Annotated in this window: 17 protein-coding genes; 6 read left to right on the forward strand and 11 right to left on the reverse strand. The window is 72.2% G+C overall.

The genetic code is table 11. The features are described from left to right. The 3 genes from ABT297_RS39860 to ABT297_RS39870 all read left to right on the forward strand — a co-directional run. On the forward strand, positions 1–419 hold a 419-nt coding region (locus tag ABT297_RS39860; RefSeq protein WP_350558222.1), incomplete at its 5' end, for a sigma-70 family RNA polymerase sigma factor. A 109-nt stretch (positions 420–528) separates the two neighbouring features. Beyond that, complete coding sequence (locus ABT297_RS39865; RefSeq protein WP_350558225.1) at positions 529–705, forward strand: hypothetical protein; 177 nt, start codon at positions 529–531, stop codon at positions 703–705. A gap of 17 nt (positions 706–722) precedes the next feature. Next, a complete protein-coding gene (locus tag ABT297_RS39870) occupies positions 723–1,484 on the forward strand; it encodes a methylenetetrahydrofolate reductase (RefSeq protein ID WP_350558228.1) in 762 nt (253 codons plus the stop codon). Between the two features lie 13 nt (positions 1,485–1,497). Here the strand turns inward: ABT297_RS39870 and ABT297_RS39875 are convergent, their stop codons facing one another. Continuing rightward, positions 1,498–2,454, reverse strand: a complete 957-nt coding sequence (locus tag ABT297_RS39875; protein WP_350558231.1) for a GlxA family transcriptional regulator — start codon at positions 2,452–2,454, stop codon at positions 1,498–1,500. Between the two features lie 75 nt (positions 2,455–2,529). On the opposite strand from ABT297_RS39875, the gene ABT297_RS39880 reads away from it, so the two are divergent. Further along, positions 2,530–3,831 (forward strand): APC family permease, encoded by a 1,302-nt coding sequence (locus ABT297_RS39880; RefSeq protein WP_350558234.1) that lies wholly within the window; start codon positions 2,530–2,532, stop codon positions 3,829–3,831. A 123-nt stretch (positions 3,832–3,954) separates the two neighbouring features. On the opposite strand, the gene ABT297_RS39885 is transcribed toward ABT297_RS39880, so the two are convergent. The 6 genes from ABT297_RS39885 to ABT297_RS39910 form a co-directional block, all read right to left on the reverse strand. Beyond that, positions 3,955–5,703, reverse strand: a complete 1,749-nt coding sequence (locus ABT297_RS39885) for an MFS transporter (protein ID WP_350558237.1) — start codon at positions 5,701–5,703, stop codon at positions 3,955–3,957. Further along, the gene (locus tag ABT297_RS39890; protein WP_350558241.1) at positions 5,700–6,125 is read right to left on the reverse strand and encodes a MarR family winged helix-turn-helix transcriptional regulator; all 426 of its coding nucleotides are present in this window, start codon (positions 6,123–6,125) and stop codon (positions 5,700–5,702) included. The genes ABT297_RS39885 and ABT297_RS39890 overlap by 4 nt, the downstream gene beginning before the upstream one ends. A gap of 143 nt (positions 6,126–6,268) precedes the next feature. Further along, the gene (locus ABT297_RS39895; RefSeq protein WP_350558244.1) at positions 6,269–7,027 is read right to left on the reverse strand and encodes a hypothetical protein; all 759 of its coding nucleotides are present in this window, start codon (positions 7,025–7,027) and stop codon (positions 6,269–6,271) included. Between the two features lie 191 nt (positions 7,028–7,218). Beyond that, on the reverse strand, positions 7,219–10,479 hold the full coding sequence (lysX, locus tag ABT297_RS39900; RefSeq protein ID WP_350558247.1) for a bifunctional lysylphosphatidylglycerol synthetase/lysine--tRNA ligase LysX: 3,261 nt from the start codon (positions 10,477–10,479) through the stop codon (positions 7,219–7,221). 90 nt (positions 10,480–10,569) lie between these two features. Beyond that, positions 10,570–11,310, reverse strand: a complete 741-nt coding sequence (locus ABT297_RS39905; protein ID WP_350558250.1) for a polyphosphate kinase 2 family protein — start codon at positions 11,308–11,310, stop codon at positions 10,570–10,572. 164 nt (positions 11,311–11,474) lie between these two features. Continuing rightward, the gene (locus ABT297_RS39910; protein ID WP_350558271.1) at positions 11,475–13,085 is read right to left on the reverse strand and encodes a DHA2 family efflux MFS transporter permease subunit; all 1,611 of its coding nucleotides are present in this window, start codon (positions 13,083–13,085) and stop codon (positions 11,475–11,477) included. Between the two features lie 174 nt (positions 13,086–13,259). Here ABT297_RS39910 and ABT297_RS39915 point away from each other — a divergent pair, with 174 nt between their 5' ends. Beyond that, complete coding sequence (locus tag ABT297_RS39915) at positions 13,260–13,697, forward strand: Fur family transcriptional regulator (RefSeq protein ID WP_350558253.1); 438 nt, start codon at positions 13,260–13,262, stop codon at positions 13,695–13,697. A gap of 21 nt (positions 13,698–13,718) precedes the next feature. Here the strand turns inward: ABT297_RS39915 and ABT297_RS39920 are convergent, their stop codons facing one another. The 3 genes from ABT297_RS39920 to ABT297_RS39930 all read right to left on the reverse strand — a co-directional run bounded on the left by ABT297_RS39920 (position 13,719) and on the right by ABT297_RS39930 (position 16,640). Then, on the reverse strand, positions 13,719–14,306 hold the full coding sequence (locus ABT297_RS39920) for a TMEM165/GDT1 family protein (protein WP_350558256.1): 588 nt from the start codon (positions 14,304–14,306) through the stop codon (positions 13,719–13,721). Positions 14,307–14,602: 296 nt separating this feature from the next. After that, positions 14,603–15,898 (reverse strand): serine--tRNA ligase, encoded by a 1,296-nt coding sequence (gene serS, locus ABT297_RS39925; RefSeq protein ID WP_350558259.1) that lies wholly within the window; start codon positions 15,896–15,898, stop codon positions 14,603–14,605. A gap of 43 nt (positions 15,899–15,941) precedes the next feature. Beyond that, a complete protein-coding gene (locus tag ABT297_RS39930) occupies positions 15,942–16,640 on the reverse strand; it encodes a TetR/AcrR family transcriptional regulator (RefSeq protein WP_350558262.1) in 699 nt (232 codons plus the stop codon). Between the two features lie 83 nt (positions 16,641–16,723). Here ABT297_RS39930 and ABT297_RS39935 point away from each other — a divergent pair, with 83 nt between their 5' ends. After that, entirely contained in the window at positions 16,724–18,142 is a 1,419-nt protein-coding gene (locus ABT297_RS39935) for a DHA2 family efflux MFS transporter permease subunit (protein WP_350558265.1), read from the forward strand. On the opposite strand, the gene ABT297_RS39940 is transcribed toward ABT297_RS39935, so the two are convergent. After that, positions 18,084–19,300: MFS transporter (locus ABT297_RS39940; RefSeq protein WP_350558268.1), on the reverse strand; the 1,217-nt coding region annotated here is incomplete at its 5' end. The genes ABT297_RS39935 and ABT297_RS39940 overlap by 59 nt on opposite strands.

Raw genomic sequence — 19,300 nt, forward strand, 5'->3', positions numbered from 1 at the left:
AGATCAGCAAGGTCTCCGACGAGCTCGCGCAGGATCTCGGCCGCTCGCCGACCGTGGCCGACCTCGCCACCCGGCTCGGGGTGAGCGAGGAGGAGGTCATCGAGGGCCTGGACTGCGGGCAGGCATATCGTGCGCTGTCGCTGGACGCGCCGGCCGGCGGGGATGGCGGCGCCGGCGACCTCGGCGACCTGCTCGGCGGCCACGATCCCGGCATCCGCGACGTGGAAAATCGCGAGGCGCTGCGCCCGCTGCTGGCCAAGCTCCCGCAGCGTGAGCAGCGCATCATCGCGATGCGTTTCCACGGCAACCTGACCCAGTCGCAGATCGCGGCCGAGCTGGGCGTCTCGCAGATGCACGTGTCCCGGTTGCTCGCCGGTTCCCTGCGCGGCCTCCGTGAGCAGCTGACCCGCGAGGGTTGAGCGTCGCACCGGGTCCGGCCGGGACTCACCCACACGGGTGGCACCGCCCGCGCGCCCGCCGCCCGCGACGGGGCGGCGCCGTAGCGTGGTCCCCGAGGAGGTGGGCGGAATGGGTAAATCGCCGGAATTGAAGTGGGTGCTGCGGCCGAGTCGCGGCGAGCTCGCCGAGCACGACGGCAAGGAGATCTACGCGTTCGGCGACAGCGACGCGGTCGGGCGGGTCGAGGTTACCCTGACCGACGGCACCCGCGTGCGCGTCCGTCGCTGCGAGCTCGTTCCGTGCTGATGCTCTAGGGTTTCCGGGTGGGCAACGACTTCGAGATCGTCTGTGAGATCGAGCCGCCGACGCGGCCGGACATCCGGCACGTGCGGCACCAGATCGGCGTGCTCGCCCCGGTGGCGCACGCGTTCCTCATCCCGGACAACCACATCGGCCGGGCGACCGTCTCCAGCATCGCCGTGGCGCACGAGGTCACCGCGATGGGCGGGCGCAGTATCGCCTGCCTCAACTCCCGCGACCGCAACCTGCTGGGCTTCCAGCGCGACATGCTCACCGCCGCCGCGTACGGCGTGGACGAGTTCCTGTTCGTGCACGGGGACAAGCCAACCGCCGGCGAGCGGGCCGGTGAGCTCACCGTGCGCACGATGATCGCCGAGGCGCGGGCGATGGGGGAGCGCCCGGGCTTCACCCGGCCGCGCATCGGCGTCGCCGCCGGCCTGCGCCGGCTGCCGGCCTGGAAGCGCGAGGCCGACTTCGTCTTCGCCCAGATGTGCTTCGACGTCGGCGCGCAGCTGCGCTGGCGCGACCTGGCGGCGCTGGAGCGGCCCGTCTACGCCGGGGTGCTGGTGCTGGCCAGCGCGGGAATGGCCCGCCGGCTCTCGGCGACGATCCCGGACATCGACATCCCGGCCGCGCTCGTCGAGCGGGTCGAGGCCGACCCGCGCTCGGGCGTGGCGGCGGCCTGCGAGCAGGTCGAGGCGCTGCGCGCCAGCGGCGCCTTCGACGGCGTCCACCTGGTCACCGTGTCCCGCTACCGCGAGGTGGCGCTGACGTTGCAGCGGTGACCGGGGCGCCGGCTCAGCGGTGGAACACCTCGCGGTACGTCGTCGGGGTCACGCTGGTCTGCCGGGCGAAGTGGGTGCGCAGGTTCGCCGGGGTGCCGAAGCCGGTGCGTTGTGCGATTCGCTCGATCGAGTCGTCGGTCGTCTCCAGCAGTTCCTGTGCCAGGCGCACCCGCTGCCCGACCAGCCACCGCAGCGGGCTCGTGCCCACGTGCTCGGAGAACCGCCGGGCGAACGTGCGCGGGCTCAGCCGGGCCGCGCGAGCCAGGTCGGCGACGGTCAGGGGCTGGTCGAGGCGCTGGCGCGCCCAGTCCAGCGCGCCGCCGAGCGCGTCCGGGGTGCGCGGGCGCGGCGGCGGGGTGGCGAACTGCGACTGGCCGCCGTCGCGGTGCGGCGGGACGACCATCCGGCGGGCCACCTCGTTGGCGACCGCGGCGCCGTGGTCGAGGCGCACGAGGTGCAGGCACAGGTCGATGGCGGCGCCGGTGCCGGCCGAGGTGAACACGCCGCCGTCCTGCGTGTAGAGCACGTCGGGGTCGAAGGTCACCCGGGGGTAGCGCTGGGCGAAGTCGACGGCGTTCATCCAATGCGTGGTGGCGCGTCGCCCGTCGAGCAGCCCGGCCGCGGCCAGCACGTATGCGCCGCTGCAGATGGCCACGATCCGCCGCCCCCGGGCGTGCGCCTCGCGGACCACGGCGACGAGCTCTGCCGGCGGCTCCACCTGCCACGCCCGGGCGAACGCCGGCAGGAGCACCGTGTCGGCGTCGGCCAGCGAATCGAGCGGGTACGGCGCGTCGACGCTCAGCCCCGAGCGCGCGCGGTGCCGGCCCGGTGCCGCCGCGGCGAAGCGCAGCTCGTACCAGGGGTCGGCCAGGTCGGCCCGGTCGACGCCGAACACCTCGCACGGCACGGCGAGCTCGAACACCGGCATGTCCTGCGTGACCGCGATGCCGACCACGTGTCGCCTGCCCATGGCAGGAATCTATCGCAGAACGGCATTCCTGCCACTCGTGGCCGCCGCCGTACGGGACAATGATCGTTTGCCGTGATGACCGTTCCACAGGGCGCTGCCCTGTCCGTCGGGGCCGTGCTGGGCACCGGCGTGATCGCGCTGCCCGCGCTCGCCGCGCAGGCGGCCGGCCCCGCCTCGCTGATCGCCTGGGCGGTGCTGGTCGCGCTGTCCGTCCCCCTCGCGTCCACCTTCGCGGCGTTGGGCGCCCGCTATCCGGACTCCGGCGGCGTCGCGACCTATGCCCGGACGGCGTTCGGCCACCGGGCCGCCGCCGTCGTGGGCTGGTCGTTCTATTTCGCGGTGCCGGTCGGCGCCCCGGCCGCCGCGCTGTTCGGCGGCGCGTACGTGGCCGCGGCGGTCGGCGGCGGCACCCGCACGGCGCTGCTCACCGCGGCAGCGCTGATGCTCACCGTGACCGTGGGCAACCTCGGCGGCGTGCGGGTCTCCGGCCGGCTGCAGCTCGGCCTCGCCGCGCTGCTCGTCGCGTTGCTGCTCACCGCCACCCTCACCGCGCTGCCGCACGCCTCGGCCGCGAACCTGCACCCGTTCGCCCCGCACGGCTGGTGGGCGATCGGGCCGGCCGCGGCCGTGCTGGTCTGGGGCTTCGCCGGCTGGGAGGCGGTCACCTCGCTCGCCGCCGACTTCCGCCACCCGCGCCGCGACCTGCCCCGGGCCACGGCGATCGCGCTCGTCGTGGTCGCCGTGCTCTACCTCGGCATCGCCGCCGCCAGCATCCTCGTGCTCGGCCCGGCGGCCGCCGCGCCGGGCGCCGGGGGCAGCGAGGCACCCCTGGCGGAGCTGCTGGCGATCGGGATCGCCCACGTGGATCATCAGCAGGTCCGCGCCATCGCCGCCGGCGCCGCCGTGCTGCTCACCCTGGGCGCCATGAACGCGTACTACGCCGGCGCCGCCAAGCTCGGCGCGGCGCTCGGCCGCGACGGCGCATTGCCGGCCTGGTTCGGCCGCGGCGCCGCGCCGGGCTCGGTGCCCCGCCGCAGCCTCCTCGTCGTCGCGCTGCTCGGCGCCGGGTCGCTCGCGCTCGTCGCGGCCACCGGGACGGGCACCCGGGCGCTCGTGCTGCTGGCCAGCGGGTGTTTCGTCCTGGTGTACCTCGTGGGCTCCGCCGCGGCGATCCGCCTCCTGCCGCGCGGCTCCCTCGCCCGCCGGTGCGCGATCGTCGCGCTCCTCTCCGCCGTCGGGCTGCTGGTTCTCACCGGCTGGTACGTGCTCGGCACGCTCGTGATCGCGGCCGGGGCCCTGCTGTACGCCCGCCGGGGGAGCGCCGTGGAGAAAGCGGCGGAGACCTCCGCGGACGCTGTCGACTCGGTCGCGGCCTGAGCCGCCGCGCTCCCGCCCTGACACGGACGGGCCGGGACCCCACTCCCCGGGGTGAACCGGCCCGTCCGCTGCGCCGCGCCCGGCCCGTGGCTTGACCGGGGGCCGCGCTTTCCCAGGCGGGTCCTACGAGGCGGCCGGCTCCGTGGCCGCGGCGGTCTCGCCGATGTGGTGCTTCGCCGGCTTGATCAGCGAGGCGAGGGCGCCGATCACCGCCATGCCGATCGCCAGCCAGAACACGATCACGAGGCCGTCGTGGAACGGGCCGGAGACCAGGTGCGGGAAGAACTCCCGGCCGGTCAGCGTGGCCGCGTTGGCCGGCGGCAGCTGGCTGAGCACCTGCGGGCCGAGCAGCGACTGGATCGGGTTGTACCCCAGGAAGGCGGCGAACAGCGTGCCCACCGGCGGCAGGCCGGCGATCTGGCTCGCCGCGCCGGCCGGCACGCCCTGCGCGGTGAGGCCGCTGCTGAGCGAGGTCGGCAGCGAACCGGACAGCCCGGCGATCATGAGGGAGAAGAACACGCCGATGGACAGCACCATGCCGGCGTTCTGGAACGTGGCGCGCATGCCCGACGCGGCGCCGCGCATGTGGGCCGGGACGCTCGACATGATCAGCGAGGTGTTGGGCGCGGCGAACAGGCCGCCGCCGAGGCCGTTGAGGAACACCAGCACGGCGAAGACCCAGTAGCTGAAGTCGGTCGGCAGGATCAGCAGGCCGCCGAAGGACAGCGCCATGACGAGCAGGCCGACGGCGCTGAAGAGCCGGGGGCCGTACCTGTCCGACAGGTGCCCGGCGATCGGGCCGGCGGCGAGGAAGCCCACGGTCAGCGGCAGCAGGTAGATGCCCGCCCACAGCGGCGTGGACTCGTAGGAGTAGCCGTGCAGCGGCAGCCAGATGCCCTGCAGCCAGATGATCAGCATGAACTGCAGGCCGCCGCGGGCGATCGAGGCGAGCAGGCCGGCGACGTTGCCCGACGCGAATGCGCGGATCTTGAACATCCCGAGCGGGAACATCGGCTCGGCGACCCGCCACTCGATCCAGGTGAACAGGGCGAGGACGGCCACGCCGCCGACGAGCCCGGCGAGCACCCACGGGTTGGTCCAGCCCTGGCTGTGCCCGCCGTAGGGCTGGATGCCGTACGTGATGCCGGCCAGCAGCGCGGTGAGCCCCACGGCGAAGGTGAGGTTGCCCCACCAGTCGAGCCGTCCGGGCCGTCGCAGGCCGGTGTCGTGGAGGCTGCGGTACGCCCAGATCGTGCCGATCACGCCGATGGGCACGTTGACCCAGAAGATGGCCCGCCAGTTCCACTCGGAGAGCAGTCCGCCGAGGACGAGGCCGATGAACGAGCCCGCGATGCCGGCGACGATGTTCACGCCGAGGGCCATGCCGCGCTGGGCGGCCGGGAACGCGTCGGTGAGGATCGCGGCCGAGTTGGCCATGAGCATCGCGCCGCCGACGGCCTGCAGCACCCGCCAGCCGATGAGCCACAGCGCGCCGCCGCCGCCGTCGAACGGGTCCAGCGACAGGGCGATCGAGGTGACGGTGAACAGCGCGAAGCCGAGGTTGTAGATGCGGACCCGGCCGTACATGTCGCCCAGCCGGCCCAGCGTCACCACGAGCACCGCGGTCACCAGCATGTACCCCATCAGCATCCACAGCAGGTAGGACACGTTGCCGGGGCTGAGCGGGTCGAGGTGGATGCCGTTGAAGATGGCCGGCAGCGAGATCAGCACGATCGAGGAGTTGACCGTGGCGATGAGCATGCCGAGCGTGGTGTTGGACAGCGCCACCCACTTGTAGTGCGGATGGTCCTTGCCGGCCGACAGCGCGCCCCGCAAGCCGGACTTTTTGGAAACCTCGCGGGTCTCGGTCACTTGGCGAGCCTCTCCAGCGCCGGTAGTGCGGCCGCGATCAGCGCCACGTCTTCGTCGGGCAGGTCCACGAGCAGGGTGGCGAGGTGCTCGGCCCGCACGGCGCGCCGGCGTTTGAGCAGCTCGGTCCCGGCCCGGGTGACCCGGACCAGCACGACCCGCCCGTCGGTGGGGTCGGCGGACCGGTCGGCCAGGCCGTCGCGCTCGAGGCGCTGCACGAGCTGGGTCATCGCGGGCTGGGTGACACCCTCCGCGGCGGCGAGCTCGGTGAGCCGCCGCGGTCCTTCGCGCTCCAGTCGCCGCAGCGTCGAGGCGGCCGTGAGACTGATGTCGTTCGGGGGGTTGCCCTGCCGCAGCAGGCTGAACAGCCGCTCGGCGGTGACCGTCAGACGCGCGGGGTCCAGAGCGGTTCGGGCAGCGGGCATGCCTCAATTCGTATCACGCCCTTATGGAAGTGGCCGGAGAGTGGGACCAAGTTCACCCCGCGTGCGACATGCGTCGACGCCGGCCGGCGCGCTGTTTCGCGCGTCGACCGGCGTCGTGTGGGTGGCCGTGCGGCCGGGAACGGCTACATGCAGTCGGGGCGGTCGACGATGGTCAGCCCGTCGACCAGGTTGCCGTAGCCGGGGGCGGTCGAGGCGCTGTCCACCGCGGTGAGCGTGACCCGCGTCGAGGTCTGGCCCGGGCCGGTCTTGTACCAGCCGTACAGGCGCTTCCAGCGGGCGTCGTCGGACGAGTTGGCGTAGGCGAACGCCGAGCCGACGCCGTTGACGTTGCCGTCGTCCTTCGGCGTCCGGCCGAAGTGGATCTGCGTGGTGTCCACGCTCGTGCCGGCGGAGCCGCTCCGCGCCCGGATCCAGAACGACCAGTAGATCTTGCTGTTCGGCTTGGTCTTGATGTCCTGGTAGATCGAGGTGCCCTGGCCGGTGGCGTTGAGCTCGGCGAACTGGCTGCCGAAGCGGGCCGGCACGCCCATGGCGGCGCTCCAGATCTCGATCTTGCCGGCCGGGTCGTCGGTGCGCCAGCCGGGCACCGCGTTCTGGTCGAACTGCTGGTAGTTCCGGCCGCCGAGCTTCGGCAGCTCGAAGCCGCCGTTGACGGTCATCTCCCGGCACACGGCGGCGGCCTTGCCCTTGGCCTTGGACTTCATGGCGGTGAACGTCGCGTTTCCGGTGCCCGGTCCCTTGCCCGGCCATCCGCCCGGCCGGTGACCCGTCCCGGCGGCGTGCGCGGGCACGCCGGCGAGCGTGGCCAGCAGTGTCCCCGCGCCGATCGCGGCGAGCATCCGGTTGTACTTCAGCATGGTGATCCCCCCGTTGTCGGCCACGGCAGCGTCGCCGTGGCACCTCCGAGTTGGAGCCAAACACGCCGATTCCTGCCAAACGCGGCAGATCAGGAGAATTCCGTATTTCGGGCAGAGTATTGCGGCCATGCGGCCGGGGCCGGGTGGCCGATGCGCCGCGCGGCGACGCGGTGGCCCGCAGCGGCCGTCACCCCGTGGGCGGCCGTGCCACCGGCCTACCGGCGTCCCTCCCGCCGGTCCGGCTTCACCAGCGGGAACGCCAGCGTCTCGCGGATCGACCGGCCGGTCAGCAGCATGACGAGCCGGTCCACGCCCAGCCCCAGCCCGCCGCTGGGCGGCATCGCGAACTCGAACGCGTCGAGGAAGTCCTCGTCGAGCTCCATCGCCTCCGGGTCGCCGGCCGCGGCCCGCAGCGACTGCGCGGTCAGCCGGGCCCGCAGCTCGACCGGGTCGACCAGTTCCGTGTACGCCGTGCCGAGCTCCATGCCGAACGCGACGAGGTCCCAGCGCTCCGCCAGCCGCGGGTCGTCGCGGTGCCGGCGGGTCAGCGGCGACACGTCGACCGGGAAGTCGGTGTAGAACGTCGGGCGTACCGTGGCCGCCTCGACCAGGTGCTCGTACAGCTCCAGCACGAGCTGGCCGTGCGTCCACGCGTCCTGCCAGGCGACGTGCAGCTTGTCGGCCAGCTCGCGCAGCTCCGGCACCGTGGAGTCCGGCGACACCCCGGTGCCCGCCGCGTCCGAGACGGCCGCGTAGACCGGCACCACCGGCCACTCCTCGCGCAGGTCCACCACGACGTCGTCCCGGCGCAGGACCGACTCGTCGCCCGCGGCGGCCAGGATCAGGTCCCGCGCCAGCGCTCGCATGGTGGTGTAGTCGCCGTACGCCTCGTAGGCCTCCAGCATCGTGAACTCGGGGTTGTGGGTCGCGTCCACGCCCTCGTTGCGGAAGTTTCGCCCGATCTCGAAGACGCGCTCGACCCCGCCGACGGCGAGGCGCTTGAGGTACAGCTCGGGCGCGATGCGCAGGTAGAGCCGCATGTCGTAGGCGTTGCTGTGGGTCACGAAGGGCCGGGCGTTGGCGCCGCCGTGCACCGGCTGCAGCACCGGCGTGTCCACCTCGACGAAGTCGCGCGAGTGCAGCGCGCGGCGCAGCGCGAACGTGACCGCCGAGCGGGTGCGGATCATGTCGCGGGCCGGAGGGTTGACGATCAGGTCGACGTGACGCTGCCGCACGAGCGTCTCGGGGTCGTGGATCCCGCGGTGCTTGTCGGGCAGCGGGCGCAGGCACTTCGCGGTCAGCTCCCAGCGCTCGGCGAACACCGACAGCTCGCCGCGCCTGGACGTGCCGACCTCGCCGGTGACCCCGACGTGGTCGCCGAGGTCGACGGTCGCGGCGAACTCCGGCCGGTCCACCAGCACCACCTGCAGGTCGCCGGTCCAGTCCCGCAGCGTCGCGAAGCACAGCGATCCGTGGTCGCGCAGGCGGATCACCCGCCCGGCCACCGACACCCGCTCGCCGGAGCGGCGGTCCGGGGCCAGGCCGGCGTGCGCCACGCGGACCTCCGCCAGGCTGTGCGTGCGGCCGAAGCCCGGCGGGTAGGGCTCCACGCCCGCGGCGCGCAGCGCGTCGAGCTTCGCCATTCGGATGCGGACCTGTTCGGGTCGCTCGGCGGCCACGGGGAAGGGCGCGGGGGACCCCTCGTCGGTGACGATCAGCTCGCGGCGGTCCGCGGTGAACGGCGCCGTCGCGCCCCGCCGCAGCAGGGTGCGCAGCCGCGGTACGACCACGAAACCCTCGGCGAGGCCGGAGGCGAGCCCGACCTTGGGCAGGTCCCGCACGTCCTCGAAGCACAGGAAGCGCGGCAGCCACTGCGGGTTGTACTTCACGTTCGACCGGTACAGCGACTCCAGCTGGAACCAGCGCGAGGCGAACAGCAGCAGCGCCCGCCACAACCGCAGCACCGGGCCGGCCCCGATCCGGGCGCCCTCCTCGAACACGGCCCGGAACACGGCGAAGTTCAGCGACACCCGGTGCACGCCGATGCGCGGCGCCTCCCGCATCAGCGTCGCCACCATGTACTCGACCAGCCCGTTGTCCGACTGCCGATCGCGGCGCATCAGGTCCAGCGACAGCCCGCCGGCGCCCCACGGGGCGAACGACAGCAGCGCCACCTCCCGCCCGTCGTGGTCGTGCGCCTCCACCAGCACACAGCGGCCGTCGTTGGGATCGCCGAGCCGGCCCAGGGCCATCGAGAAGCCGCGCTCGGTCTCGGTGTCCCGCCAGCGGGCCGCGAGCTCGATGATGTTCGCCATCTCCTCCGGGCCGATCTCGCAGTGCCGGCGGATGCGCACCGTGTACCCGGCCCGCTCGACCCGGTGCACCGCCTGGCGCACCTGCCGCAGCCGGGGCGAGTCGAGGTCGAAGTCCCGCACGTCCAGGATCGCCTCGTCGCCGAGCTCGATGACCCGCAGGCCGGCCCGCGCGTAGGCGGTGGCGCCCTCCTCGCCGGCGCCCATCACGGCCGGCGTCCAGGCGTACGCCCGCGCCTCCCGCAGCCACGCCTCGATCGCCGGCGGCCACGCGTCCGGGTCGCCGAGCGGGTCGCCGCTGGCCAGCGACACGCCGAAGACCACGCGGTAGGTCACCGCCGCCCGGCCCGACGGCGACATGATGACCTCCTTGTCGCGGCGGGTGGCGAAGTAGCCGAGCGAGTCGCGGTCGCCGTGCTCGGCCAGCAGCCGGCGCACCGCGCGCTCCTCGTCGGTGTCCAGCGAGGCGATCATCTTCTGCGAGCGCAGTAGCGCGAAGAGGGCCGAGAACAGCGCGACCGCGCCGAACGTGCCGAGCACCAGGTTGACCCAGCCGGGGGCCCGCCCGTGCCGGCCCACGTCGAAGCCGAACGCCCCGCCGAGCACGATCCGGCCGCTGTACCCCAGCCGCGAGATCCCCTGCCCGAGCGAGCCGGGGAACAGCTCGAGCAGCCCCCACCCGACGAGTGTGAACGCGAGCAGCAACACGCCCAGGGTCAACAGCGCCTTGGGCAGGCTGGCCCGTTGGACCCGGGCCCGGAACTCGCCCCGGGCCAGCCACAGCAGGCCCAGCAGCGCCGCCGTCACGGCGAGGTTGGTCCAGGCCGCGGCCGTCCCGTGCCACGGCAGGCGTATCTCGTGCGCCTCCTCACCGCGTTCGCCGACGTCGGAGAGCACGAACACGTCGTACAGGCCCTGCACCGCGAAGATGATCGCGAGCAGCCAGAACGTGATCCGCTTGCGGTTGCGCACGCCGGCCGCGAGCGTGACGAGGAACGCGGCGTAGCCCACGTTCGGGGGTGCCGGAAAGAGCAGCGCGTCGATGCTGGCACGCACCGGGTGCACCCGCGCGCCGAGCGCCACGCTCACCGCGGCGGAGGCGCTCAGGGCCGCCACCAGCGTCAGACCGACAGCCAGCCAATCCGGGATCCGCTCTCGCTTCACCGAGACATCATGCCCTGGACACTCAGCCGTTCTCTTGGGTGCACCGTTTCACCCGTTCCATCTTCACCCGCTTCGAGGGTTCCCAAACGCTCAGCCCTGCAGCCCGAGCGCCCGTTCGACCTCGTGGCAGACCGTCTCGACGATGCTGACGCGCGCGGTCGGCTTGTCGTCGGCGGCGATCGCGTGCCACGGCGCGGCCGGGTGGTCGGTGCGCTCCAGCATGTCCTCGACCGCCTGCTTGTACTCCGGCCGCCTTTTGCGGTTGCGCCAGTCCTCGTCGGTGAGCTTCCACGAGCGCAGCGGGTCGTTCGCGCGGCTGTTGAACCGGCGCAGCTGCTCCTTCGACGAGATGTGCAGCCAGAACTTGATCAGGATCATGCCCTCGGCGGTGAGCGTGCGCTCGAACTCGACGATCTCGTCGTATGCTCGGGTCCACTGCTCGTCGGTGGCGAAGCCCTCGACCCGCTCGACCAGGACCCGGCCGTACCACGACCGGTCCAGCACCGTCATCCCGCCCCAGCCGGGCAGGACCGGCCAGAACCGCCACAGGAAGTGGTGCCGCTTCTCGTCGAAGGTCGGCGCCGCGAACTGCGCCACCCGCACGTGCCGCGGGTCGAGGTGGTCGACCAGGCGCTTGATCGAGCCACCCTTGCCCGACGCGTCCCACCCCTCGAACACCACGCACAACGGCGGGCCGAGCCTGTGCTCGCCGATCTGGCCGCCCAGGGTCAGCCGCAGCCGCAGCAGCCGCTCCTGCGCGGCGGTGAGCCTGGCCAGCGCCACATCCCTGGGCAACGTGGCATTGAGATCAACCTTCGACAGCCGCTTCATGCCGTTCAGCGTGCCACCCCCGGGGGTGATCGGCGCGACCGGCCACACCGGCACCCCTTGTGCCGGTCGCAGCCCTGACCGGTGCTGGGTCCTGGCCGCCTACCCGGACACGAAACCGCCCCGCGGCCGGTGACCCGGCGGCGGGGCGGCGTCGCGACGGCCTGTCAGTGGATGACGACCGGCGCCGGGGCCCCAGCGGCAGCGTCGTCGTCGTTGAGGTGCGAGACCTCCCTCTTGCGCGGCAGGAAGGCGATCGGGATGAACGTCAGCAGCACCAGGACGAAGCCGACCCAGTACGTCGAGGAGAACGCGTCGCCGACGAACGCCAGGCCCCGGTGGATCACGTCCGGGCCGAACGTCTGCAGGATCTGCGGGCCTATCTCCTTGTCGTGCGAGGCGATCGCCACGTCGGCGATGCTGAGCGGCTCGTTTGTCTGCGGGTTGACCGCGCCCGGCAGCTTCGGCGCCTTGTCGAGGTTGCTGGTCAGGATGACCGACATGACCGCGCCGCCGATGGAGCCGCCGATCTGCTGGAGGATGTTCACCAGCGTCGAGCCCCGGGCCACCTCGTGGTTGGTCAGCGTCCGCAGCGCCGAGGTCATGATCGGCATCATGGTGCCGCCCATGCCCAGGCCCATCACGAACAGCGAGCCGCACAGCACCACGTAGGACGTGTCCGCGCCGACCTGCGTGAACGCGAAGAAGCCGGCCGCGATGAGCGCCATCGCGAAGGGCACCGTGCGGCCCACCGGGATCTTGTCCGACAGCGCGCCGGCGATCGGCATGGTGAGCATCGCGCCGATGCCCTGCGGGGCCATCAGCAGGCCGGCGTTGAGCGTCGACTCGCCGCGCACCTGCAGGAAGTAGCTCGGGAAGAGCAGGCCCGCGCCCATGAACGCGATGATGAACACGAACAGCGAGATCGTCGCGATCGTCAGCCTGCGGTTGCGGAACAGCCGCAGGTCCAGCAGCGGGTGCTTCGGCTTGAACGAGTAGAAGACGAAGCCGATCACGAGCAGCGCGCCGACCAGCATCGGCACCCACACCTTGGTCTTCGCGATCGTGCCCTCCTCGGGCAGCGAGGACACGCCGAACAGGAACAACGCGAGACCCGGCGAGAGCATCAGCATGCCGATGAAGTCGAACGACTCCGACGGCTCGGTGTTGTCCTTGGGCAGCGCCCACGCGGCGTAGGCCAGGGCGATCGCGCCGATCGGCAGGTTGATCAGGAAGATCCAGTGCCAGCTGGCCACGTCGATGAGCCAGCCGCCGAGGATCGGGCCGCCGATCGGGCCGAGCAGCATCGGGATGCCCAGCACGGCCATGAGCCGGCCGATGCGCTCGGGGCCGGCCGCGCGAGTCATGATCGTCATGCCCAGCGGCATCAGCATGCCGCCGCCGAGGCCCTGCAGCACCCGGTAGCCGATCAGTTCGCTGATCGAGCCGGCGGTGGCACAGAGTCCGGAGCCGACGGTGAAGAGGAACAGCGCCAGCATGTACAGCCGCTTGGTGCCGAACCGGTCCGCGGCCCAGCCGGACAGCGGGATCACGGTCGCCAGGGCGAGCGTGTATCCGGTCATCGTCCACGCCACCCGGGCGTACGTCGCGTCGAACTCCCGCATGAACGTGGGCAGCGCGACGCTCACGACAGTCACGTCGAGGATCGACATGATCGCGCCGAGGACGATGACGCCCGCGACCTTGAGTACTTGAGCGTCCAGCTTCGCCGGCGCTCTGCCTCCGCCTCCCGGGGCGGCTGCTTCCTGTTGGGCCACGTGTTCCCCCAAAACGTGAACTCTCACGTACGGATGATCGGTTTTCGGCCACAGCCTACGTGGCGCGTGTTGCCCACTGCGAACGAGATAGCACCACTTACCTGCGCCGAAGTTGCCGCGCCGGTGTGGGCGTCGCTGCGAATGAACCGAATAAGGCTACGCTAAGCTTTTCGGGTGAACGACTCGGCCCAGGAAGTCGACGCGCACCCGGTGCGCCGCAACACGCGGCAGCGCGACGCCGTCATGACGCTGCTCGGCGACGTCGACGGCTTCCACAGCGCCCAGGAGCTGCACGTGATGCTCCGCGAGCGCGGCGCCAACGTGGGCCTGACGACCGTGTACCGCACCCTGCAGCTGCTCGCCGAGACCAATGAGATCGACGTCATGCAGGTCCCGGGCAGTGATACCCGTTACCGCCGCTGCAGCGACCGTCACCATCATCACCTCGTCTGCCGCGGCTGCGGCCGCACCGTGGAGGTGCTCGGCCCAGCGGTGGAGCGCTGGGCCGACCGCATCGGCGAGGAGCACGGCTTCCGAGACGTCAGCCACACCCTGGAGATCTTCGGCACGTGCTCCAACTGCGCGCGTGACCCGGGGCTGAGCGGTCAGTAGCGCTCGGCGGCGACAGGGCGGTCAGAGCAGCTCACGCAGGGACTCGACCAGCAGCCACACGCCGAAGACGGCGAACAGCGCGGCGGCGCCGTACTTGATGGCGCGCTCCGGCAGGTGCCGGCCCAGCTGGCGGCCCACGATGATGGCCAGGGCGTCCGCGGCGACCATGCCCACGGTCGAGCCGATCCACGTGCCCAGCCAGCCGTGCTGCGTGGCCAGCGTGATGGTGGCCAGCATGGTCTTGTCGCCGAGCTCGGCGAGGAAGAACGAGACGCTCACGGCGACGATCGCGGAGCGGGTGGTGCGCTCGGCCTTGCTGCGCTCGTTGTCGGTCAGGGTGTCGCCGCGCAGGGTCCAGGCGCCGAAGCCGAAGAAGGCCAGCGCCGCGACCAGCGAGATCCAGCCGGTCGGCAGGGTGGCGCCCAGCCCGTGGCCGACGGCGACGGAGACCAGGTGCACGACGGCGGTGGCGATCGTGATGCCGACGAGGACCGGGACCGTGCGGAAGCGGGTGGCGAACGTCAGCGCCATCAGCTGGGACTTGTCGCCGAGCTCGGCCACGAAGATGACGCCGAAGCTGATGGCCAGTGCGGCGAGGAACTCGCTCAAGAGGAACCCTTCCCGGGACGACCGGGAGGTGAGGGCGCACGACCTCGACCCGGCCGTCCAGCTTGTGAAAACGCCGGACAACTGAGCCGAAAGTCTCGTCCGCCACCGCGTGAACGCGGTGGCCGCGCGGCCGGGCGCTGAGGTGCGGCGCCAGTATGTCGACCGGGCAGTTGAGGACTACTCCCCTTCGTTCGCGTACACCATAGCCGATCTCGGTCGCGGCCTCGATGTGAGGCGTGGCACCGCCCGGACACCGCACCCGTCGGGCGGCATCCGGGCCGTGCGGGCCGGCTGTGTTACGACCTGCGCTTGGCGGGCCTGGTGAGGCGGTCGGTGCCGACCTTCTCGCGCAGCACCTCCGGGACCAGCACCGAGCCGTCGGGCTGCTGGAACTGCTCGAGGATCGCGGGGAAGATGCGGCTGGTCGCCAGGGCCGAGCCGTTGAGCGTGTGCACGAACCGGTTGTTCTTCGAGCCGGGCACGCGGTAACGGATGCCGGCCCGGCGCGCCTGGTAGTCCCCGGCCCAGGAGACCGAGGAGACCTCCTTGTACTTGCCGGTGCTGGGCATCCACACCTCGATGTCGATGGTCTTGCGCATCGAGGCGCTGGCGTCGCCGGCGGCCAACAGCGAGCGGCGGAAGTGCAGGCCGAGCGAGTCGACGATGCCCTCGGCGTAGTCGACCATCTCCTCGAGGGTCTTCTCGCCGTCCTCCTGGGTGGTGAACTGGAAGATCTCCACCTTGTTGAACTGGTGGCCGCGCACGGTGCCGCGCTCGTCGGAGTGCGAGCCGGCCTTCTCGCTGCGGTAGCACGGGGTGTACGCGAACGCCTTGTGCGGCAGGTCGGCCGGGTCGAAGATTTCGTTCTGGTAGGCGCCGAGGATCGCCGTCTCGGAGGTGGGCAGCAGGAACCGGCCCCGCTCGTCCTCGTCGGTGGCGATGTGGAACACGTCGTCGTAGAACTTCGGGAACTGCCCGGCCGCGAAGCCCGCCGAGTCGAGCAGCAGGTGCGGCGGGAGCATGAACTGGTAGCCGGCCGCGAAGTGCCGGTCGATGAACCAGTTGACCAGCGCCCACTCCAGCCGCGCGCCCCAGCCGGTGTAGATCCAGAAGCCGGAGCCGCCGAGCTTCACGCCGCGGTCGAAGTCGACCAGGCCGAGCTCGTTGGCGAGCTGGACGTGGTCGCGCACGTTGTCGATCTTCGGGGCCTCGCCGTAGACCTTGACGACCTGGTTGGCCTCCTTGCCGCCGGCCACGACGTCGTCGCTGGGCAGGTTGGGCAGCTCGCTCATGGCGTCGCCCAGCCGCCGCTGCACCTCGCCCAGCCGGTCCTCCAGCTCCTGCAGGGCGGCCTTGGCGTCGCGGGTGCCGGCCTGAACGGCCTGGCCGGCCGCCTTCGCGGCGGCGAACGCGCGCGCCTCCTCCTTGCGCCGGGCCCGCTCCGCGTCGATCTCACCGATCAGCTCGCGCCGCTGCCGGTCGAGGTCGGCGATCGCACTCAGCGCGCTGGACACCTCGGACGGGTCGAGCCTCTTGGACAGAGCGGCCTCCACCGAGGCCCGGTCCTTGCGAATCAACTCGATGTCGAGCATGCTGCCGCGCACCTTCGTCTTGAGATGGGGAAAACCCGGACGCTCAGGATGCTACCGGGCCGGCCCCAGGCGTTTTCAGTACGGCCATTCTCTCCACGGCGCCCATGACCAGGTCGATGCCGAAGTCGAAGTATCGTTCCAGGTCCGGGTGGGTCAGATAGCTCTCGGCGAGGCGCACCATGTGCGGATATCGCCCCGCGGGCAGGCTCTGCAGGTGGACGCGGTGCTGGCGCAGCCACTCGTCGGCGTGCTCCCGCGGCAGCGCGGTGGGGCATCCCGGCTGCGCGGAGGCCAGCCCGATCGCCGCGTGCAGCAGGTAGGAGGCGACCCAGTAGCCCTCCTCCAGGGTGAATCCCGCCTGCTCGAGCAGGCCGAGCGTGTCGTCGGTGGCGCGGGTGAAGCTCTCCACGCCCGTCTTGTCGACGGTGTGCAGCAGCTCGGGCAGGCAGGGGTGCGCCCGCATCGCCCGCACGAGGGCCGTGAGCATCGCGCGCAGCTGGACCGGCCACGGGTCGGCGGCGCTGCGGTCGGCGCGCACCTCGGCCAGGACGTGGTCGGTGAGGCCGAGCAGCAGCTCGTCCTTGTTCTTGAAGTGCCAGTACAGCGCCATCGGCGTGACGCCGAGCTCCTGCGCGAGGCGGCGGATGGTGATCGCGTCCAGCCCCTCGTCGTCGCCGATGCGCAGGGCGCGCTCGGCCACGGCGGTCCGGGTGAGGCGATCGGATGAGGTCTTCGGCGGCACTTGACAACTGTACACCGTACGGGTTCTCCTCTACGACGTACATGTACAACGTACAAGTACGCCGTACAGGAGGAGTTTCGACCGTGAGAAACCGCTGGCTGGCCCTGATCGCCGTGGCCCTGGGCACCTTCATGACCTACCTGGACAACAACGTCGTCAACGTCGCGCTGCCGTCCATCCAGCGCGACCTGCACCTGAGCATCTCCGGCCTGGAATGGATCGCGAGCGCGTACATCCTGGTCTTCGCCGGCCTGCTGCTGGCCGGCGGCCGCGTCGCCGACGTGTTCGGCATGCGCGGCACGTTCTTCGCCGGCCTCGGCCTCTTCACCGCCGCCTCCATCGCCGCCGGCCTGGCCGGCGGCCAGGAGGTGCTCATCGGGGCGCGGGCGCTGCAGGGCGTCGGCGCCGCGCTGCTCACCCCGACGGCCCTGGCCCTGCTCACCGAGCTGTTCCCCGACCCGAGGGAGCGCGGCACCGCGGTCGGCATCTGGGGCGCCGTCGGCGCGCTCGCGCTGGCCATCGGGCCGCTCACCGGCGGGTACCTCAGCCAGCACGTCTCCTGGGGCTGGATCTTCCTGATCAACGCCCCGATCGGCCTCGCGACGGCGGTGCTCGGCGCGATCACGCTGCCCGCCGGGCGGCGCACCGGCAACCGCAGCCTCGACCTGCCCGGCCTGCTGAGCAGTTCCCTGGCGCTGTTCGCGCTGACCTACGCGCTGATCGAGGGCGAGTCGCGCGGCTGGACCTCGGGCGTCATCCTCGGCGCGTTCGCCCTCGCGGCGGCCGCCGCGATCGCGTTCGTGCTCATCGAGACCCGCACCACCAACCCGATGGTCGACCTGGCGTTCTTCCGCACGCGGGTGTTCACCGGCGGCCTGGCCACGATGGGCCTGTGGGCGTTCGGCGTCTTCGGCATCTACTTCTTCACCGCGATCTTCCTGCAGAACGTGCTCGGCTTCTCCCCGACCGAGGCCGGTTCCGCGTTCGTGCCGATGGCGCTCGTCATGGCGGTCGTCGCCACGATCGCTCCCCGGGTGGAGTCGCGCTTCGGCGCCGGGCGCACGGTCGCGGCGGGCATGGCCCTGATGGCCGTCGCCGTCGGCATGCTCGCCACGGTCGGCGAGGGCTCCAGGTACACCGACCTGCTGCCCTGGTTCCTGCTGTTCGGCCTCGGCGGCGGCCTGCTGCTCCCACTGACCAACGTGGTCCTGGGCGCCCTGCCGGTGGCCCGCGCCGGCATCGCCTCCGGCATGCTCAACGTCTCCCGCGAGGTCTTCGGCCTGCTGGGCATCACGATCCTCGGCGCGATCCTGGCCAACCGGCAGAACGCGGCGACCGGCCCGGTGCTGCACCGCTTCCTGGCCGGCTACCAGTTCTCGCTCGTGGTGGCGGCCGCGCTGGTCGCGGCCGGCGTCCCGATCGCCCTGGTGGCGCTGCGCCGGGTCAGGACGCCGGAGCGGCCGGCGGCCGCGCAGCCGGAGCCGGAACTGCAGCCGGTGTAGCCGGGGGAACGTCCATCGCACAGGACAGCCACGGCTTCTCCTCGATCACCTCGCCGCCGGCGCCCCGCGCCGGCGGCAGGGCGTGAACGTCGCGGATGGTGGCCGCGGCGAGCAGCCCGGCCAGCACGCACAACCCGGCGCAGATGAGCACGGCGCGGTGGAAGCCGGCGGACAGCAGCACCGGCGAGTCGTACGCGGCGCTGGTGATGCCGGCGGCGGCCGGCAGCACGGCGACGGCGATGAGGCCCGCGGCCCGGGCCACGTCGTTGTTCACCGCGGAGGCCATCCCGGCGTGGGCGGCCGGCGCCGAGGACAGCGCCGTCGAGGTGAGCGGCGCGACCGTGATCGCCAGGCCCAGGCCCAGCACGAGCACGGCGGGCAGCACCTGCGTGAGGTAGCTGCCGTCCGCGGTGATCCGGGCGAACAGCGCCATCCCGAAGCCGGCGACGACGGGGCCGGCGCTCATCTGCAGCCGGGGCCCGATCCGGGCGGCGAGGGCCCCGGAGCGCGAGGACAGCAGCAGCATGACGATCGTGACCGGCAGCAGCGACACACCGGCCCGCAGCGGAGAATACCCGGCGACCTGCTGCAGTTGGATCGGCAGCAGGAACAGGGCGCCGCCGAGCGCGCCGTAGACGATGAACGTGACCACGTTGGTCGCGCTGAACCGGGCCGAGGCGAACAGCCCCAGCGGCAGCATCGGGTGGCGCACCCGGGCCTGGCGCCACAGGAACCCGGCGATGAGCGCCGCGCCGCCGGCCAGGGCGCCGACCACCGCGGCGCTGCCCCAGCCGAGCGCCTGGCCCTCGATGAGGCCGTACGTCACACCGACCAGGCCGGCGGTGACCAGCGCGCCCGAGATCATGTCGACGCGGCCGCTCGCCCGCTCGTCGCGCGACTCCGGGACGTGGCGCCAGGTGAGGTACACCACCAGCGCCGCGATCGGCACGTTGATCGCGAAGATCAGCCGCCACGACGACGCGCCGATCCCGACGAGCCAGCCGCCGACGAACGGCCCGATCGCGGTCGCCACGCCGCCGAGGCCGGACCAGGCGCCGATCGCCTTGCTGCGGTCGTCCGGGCGGAACGACGCCTGCAGGATCGCGAGGCTGCCGGGGGCGAGCAGCGCGGCGCCGACGCCCTGCAGGGCTCGGGCCG

The sequence above is a fragment of the Dactylosporangium sp. NPDC000555 genome, from assembly GCF_040300025.1.
GTDB lineage: Bacteria > Actinomycetota > Actinomycetes > Mycobacteriales > Micromonosporaceae > Dactylosporangium.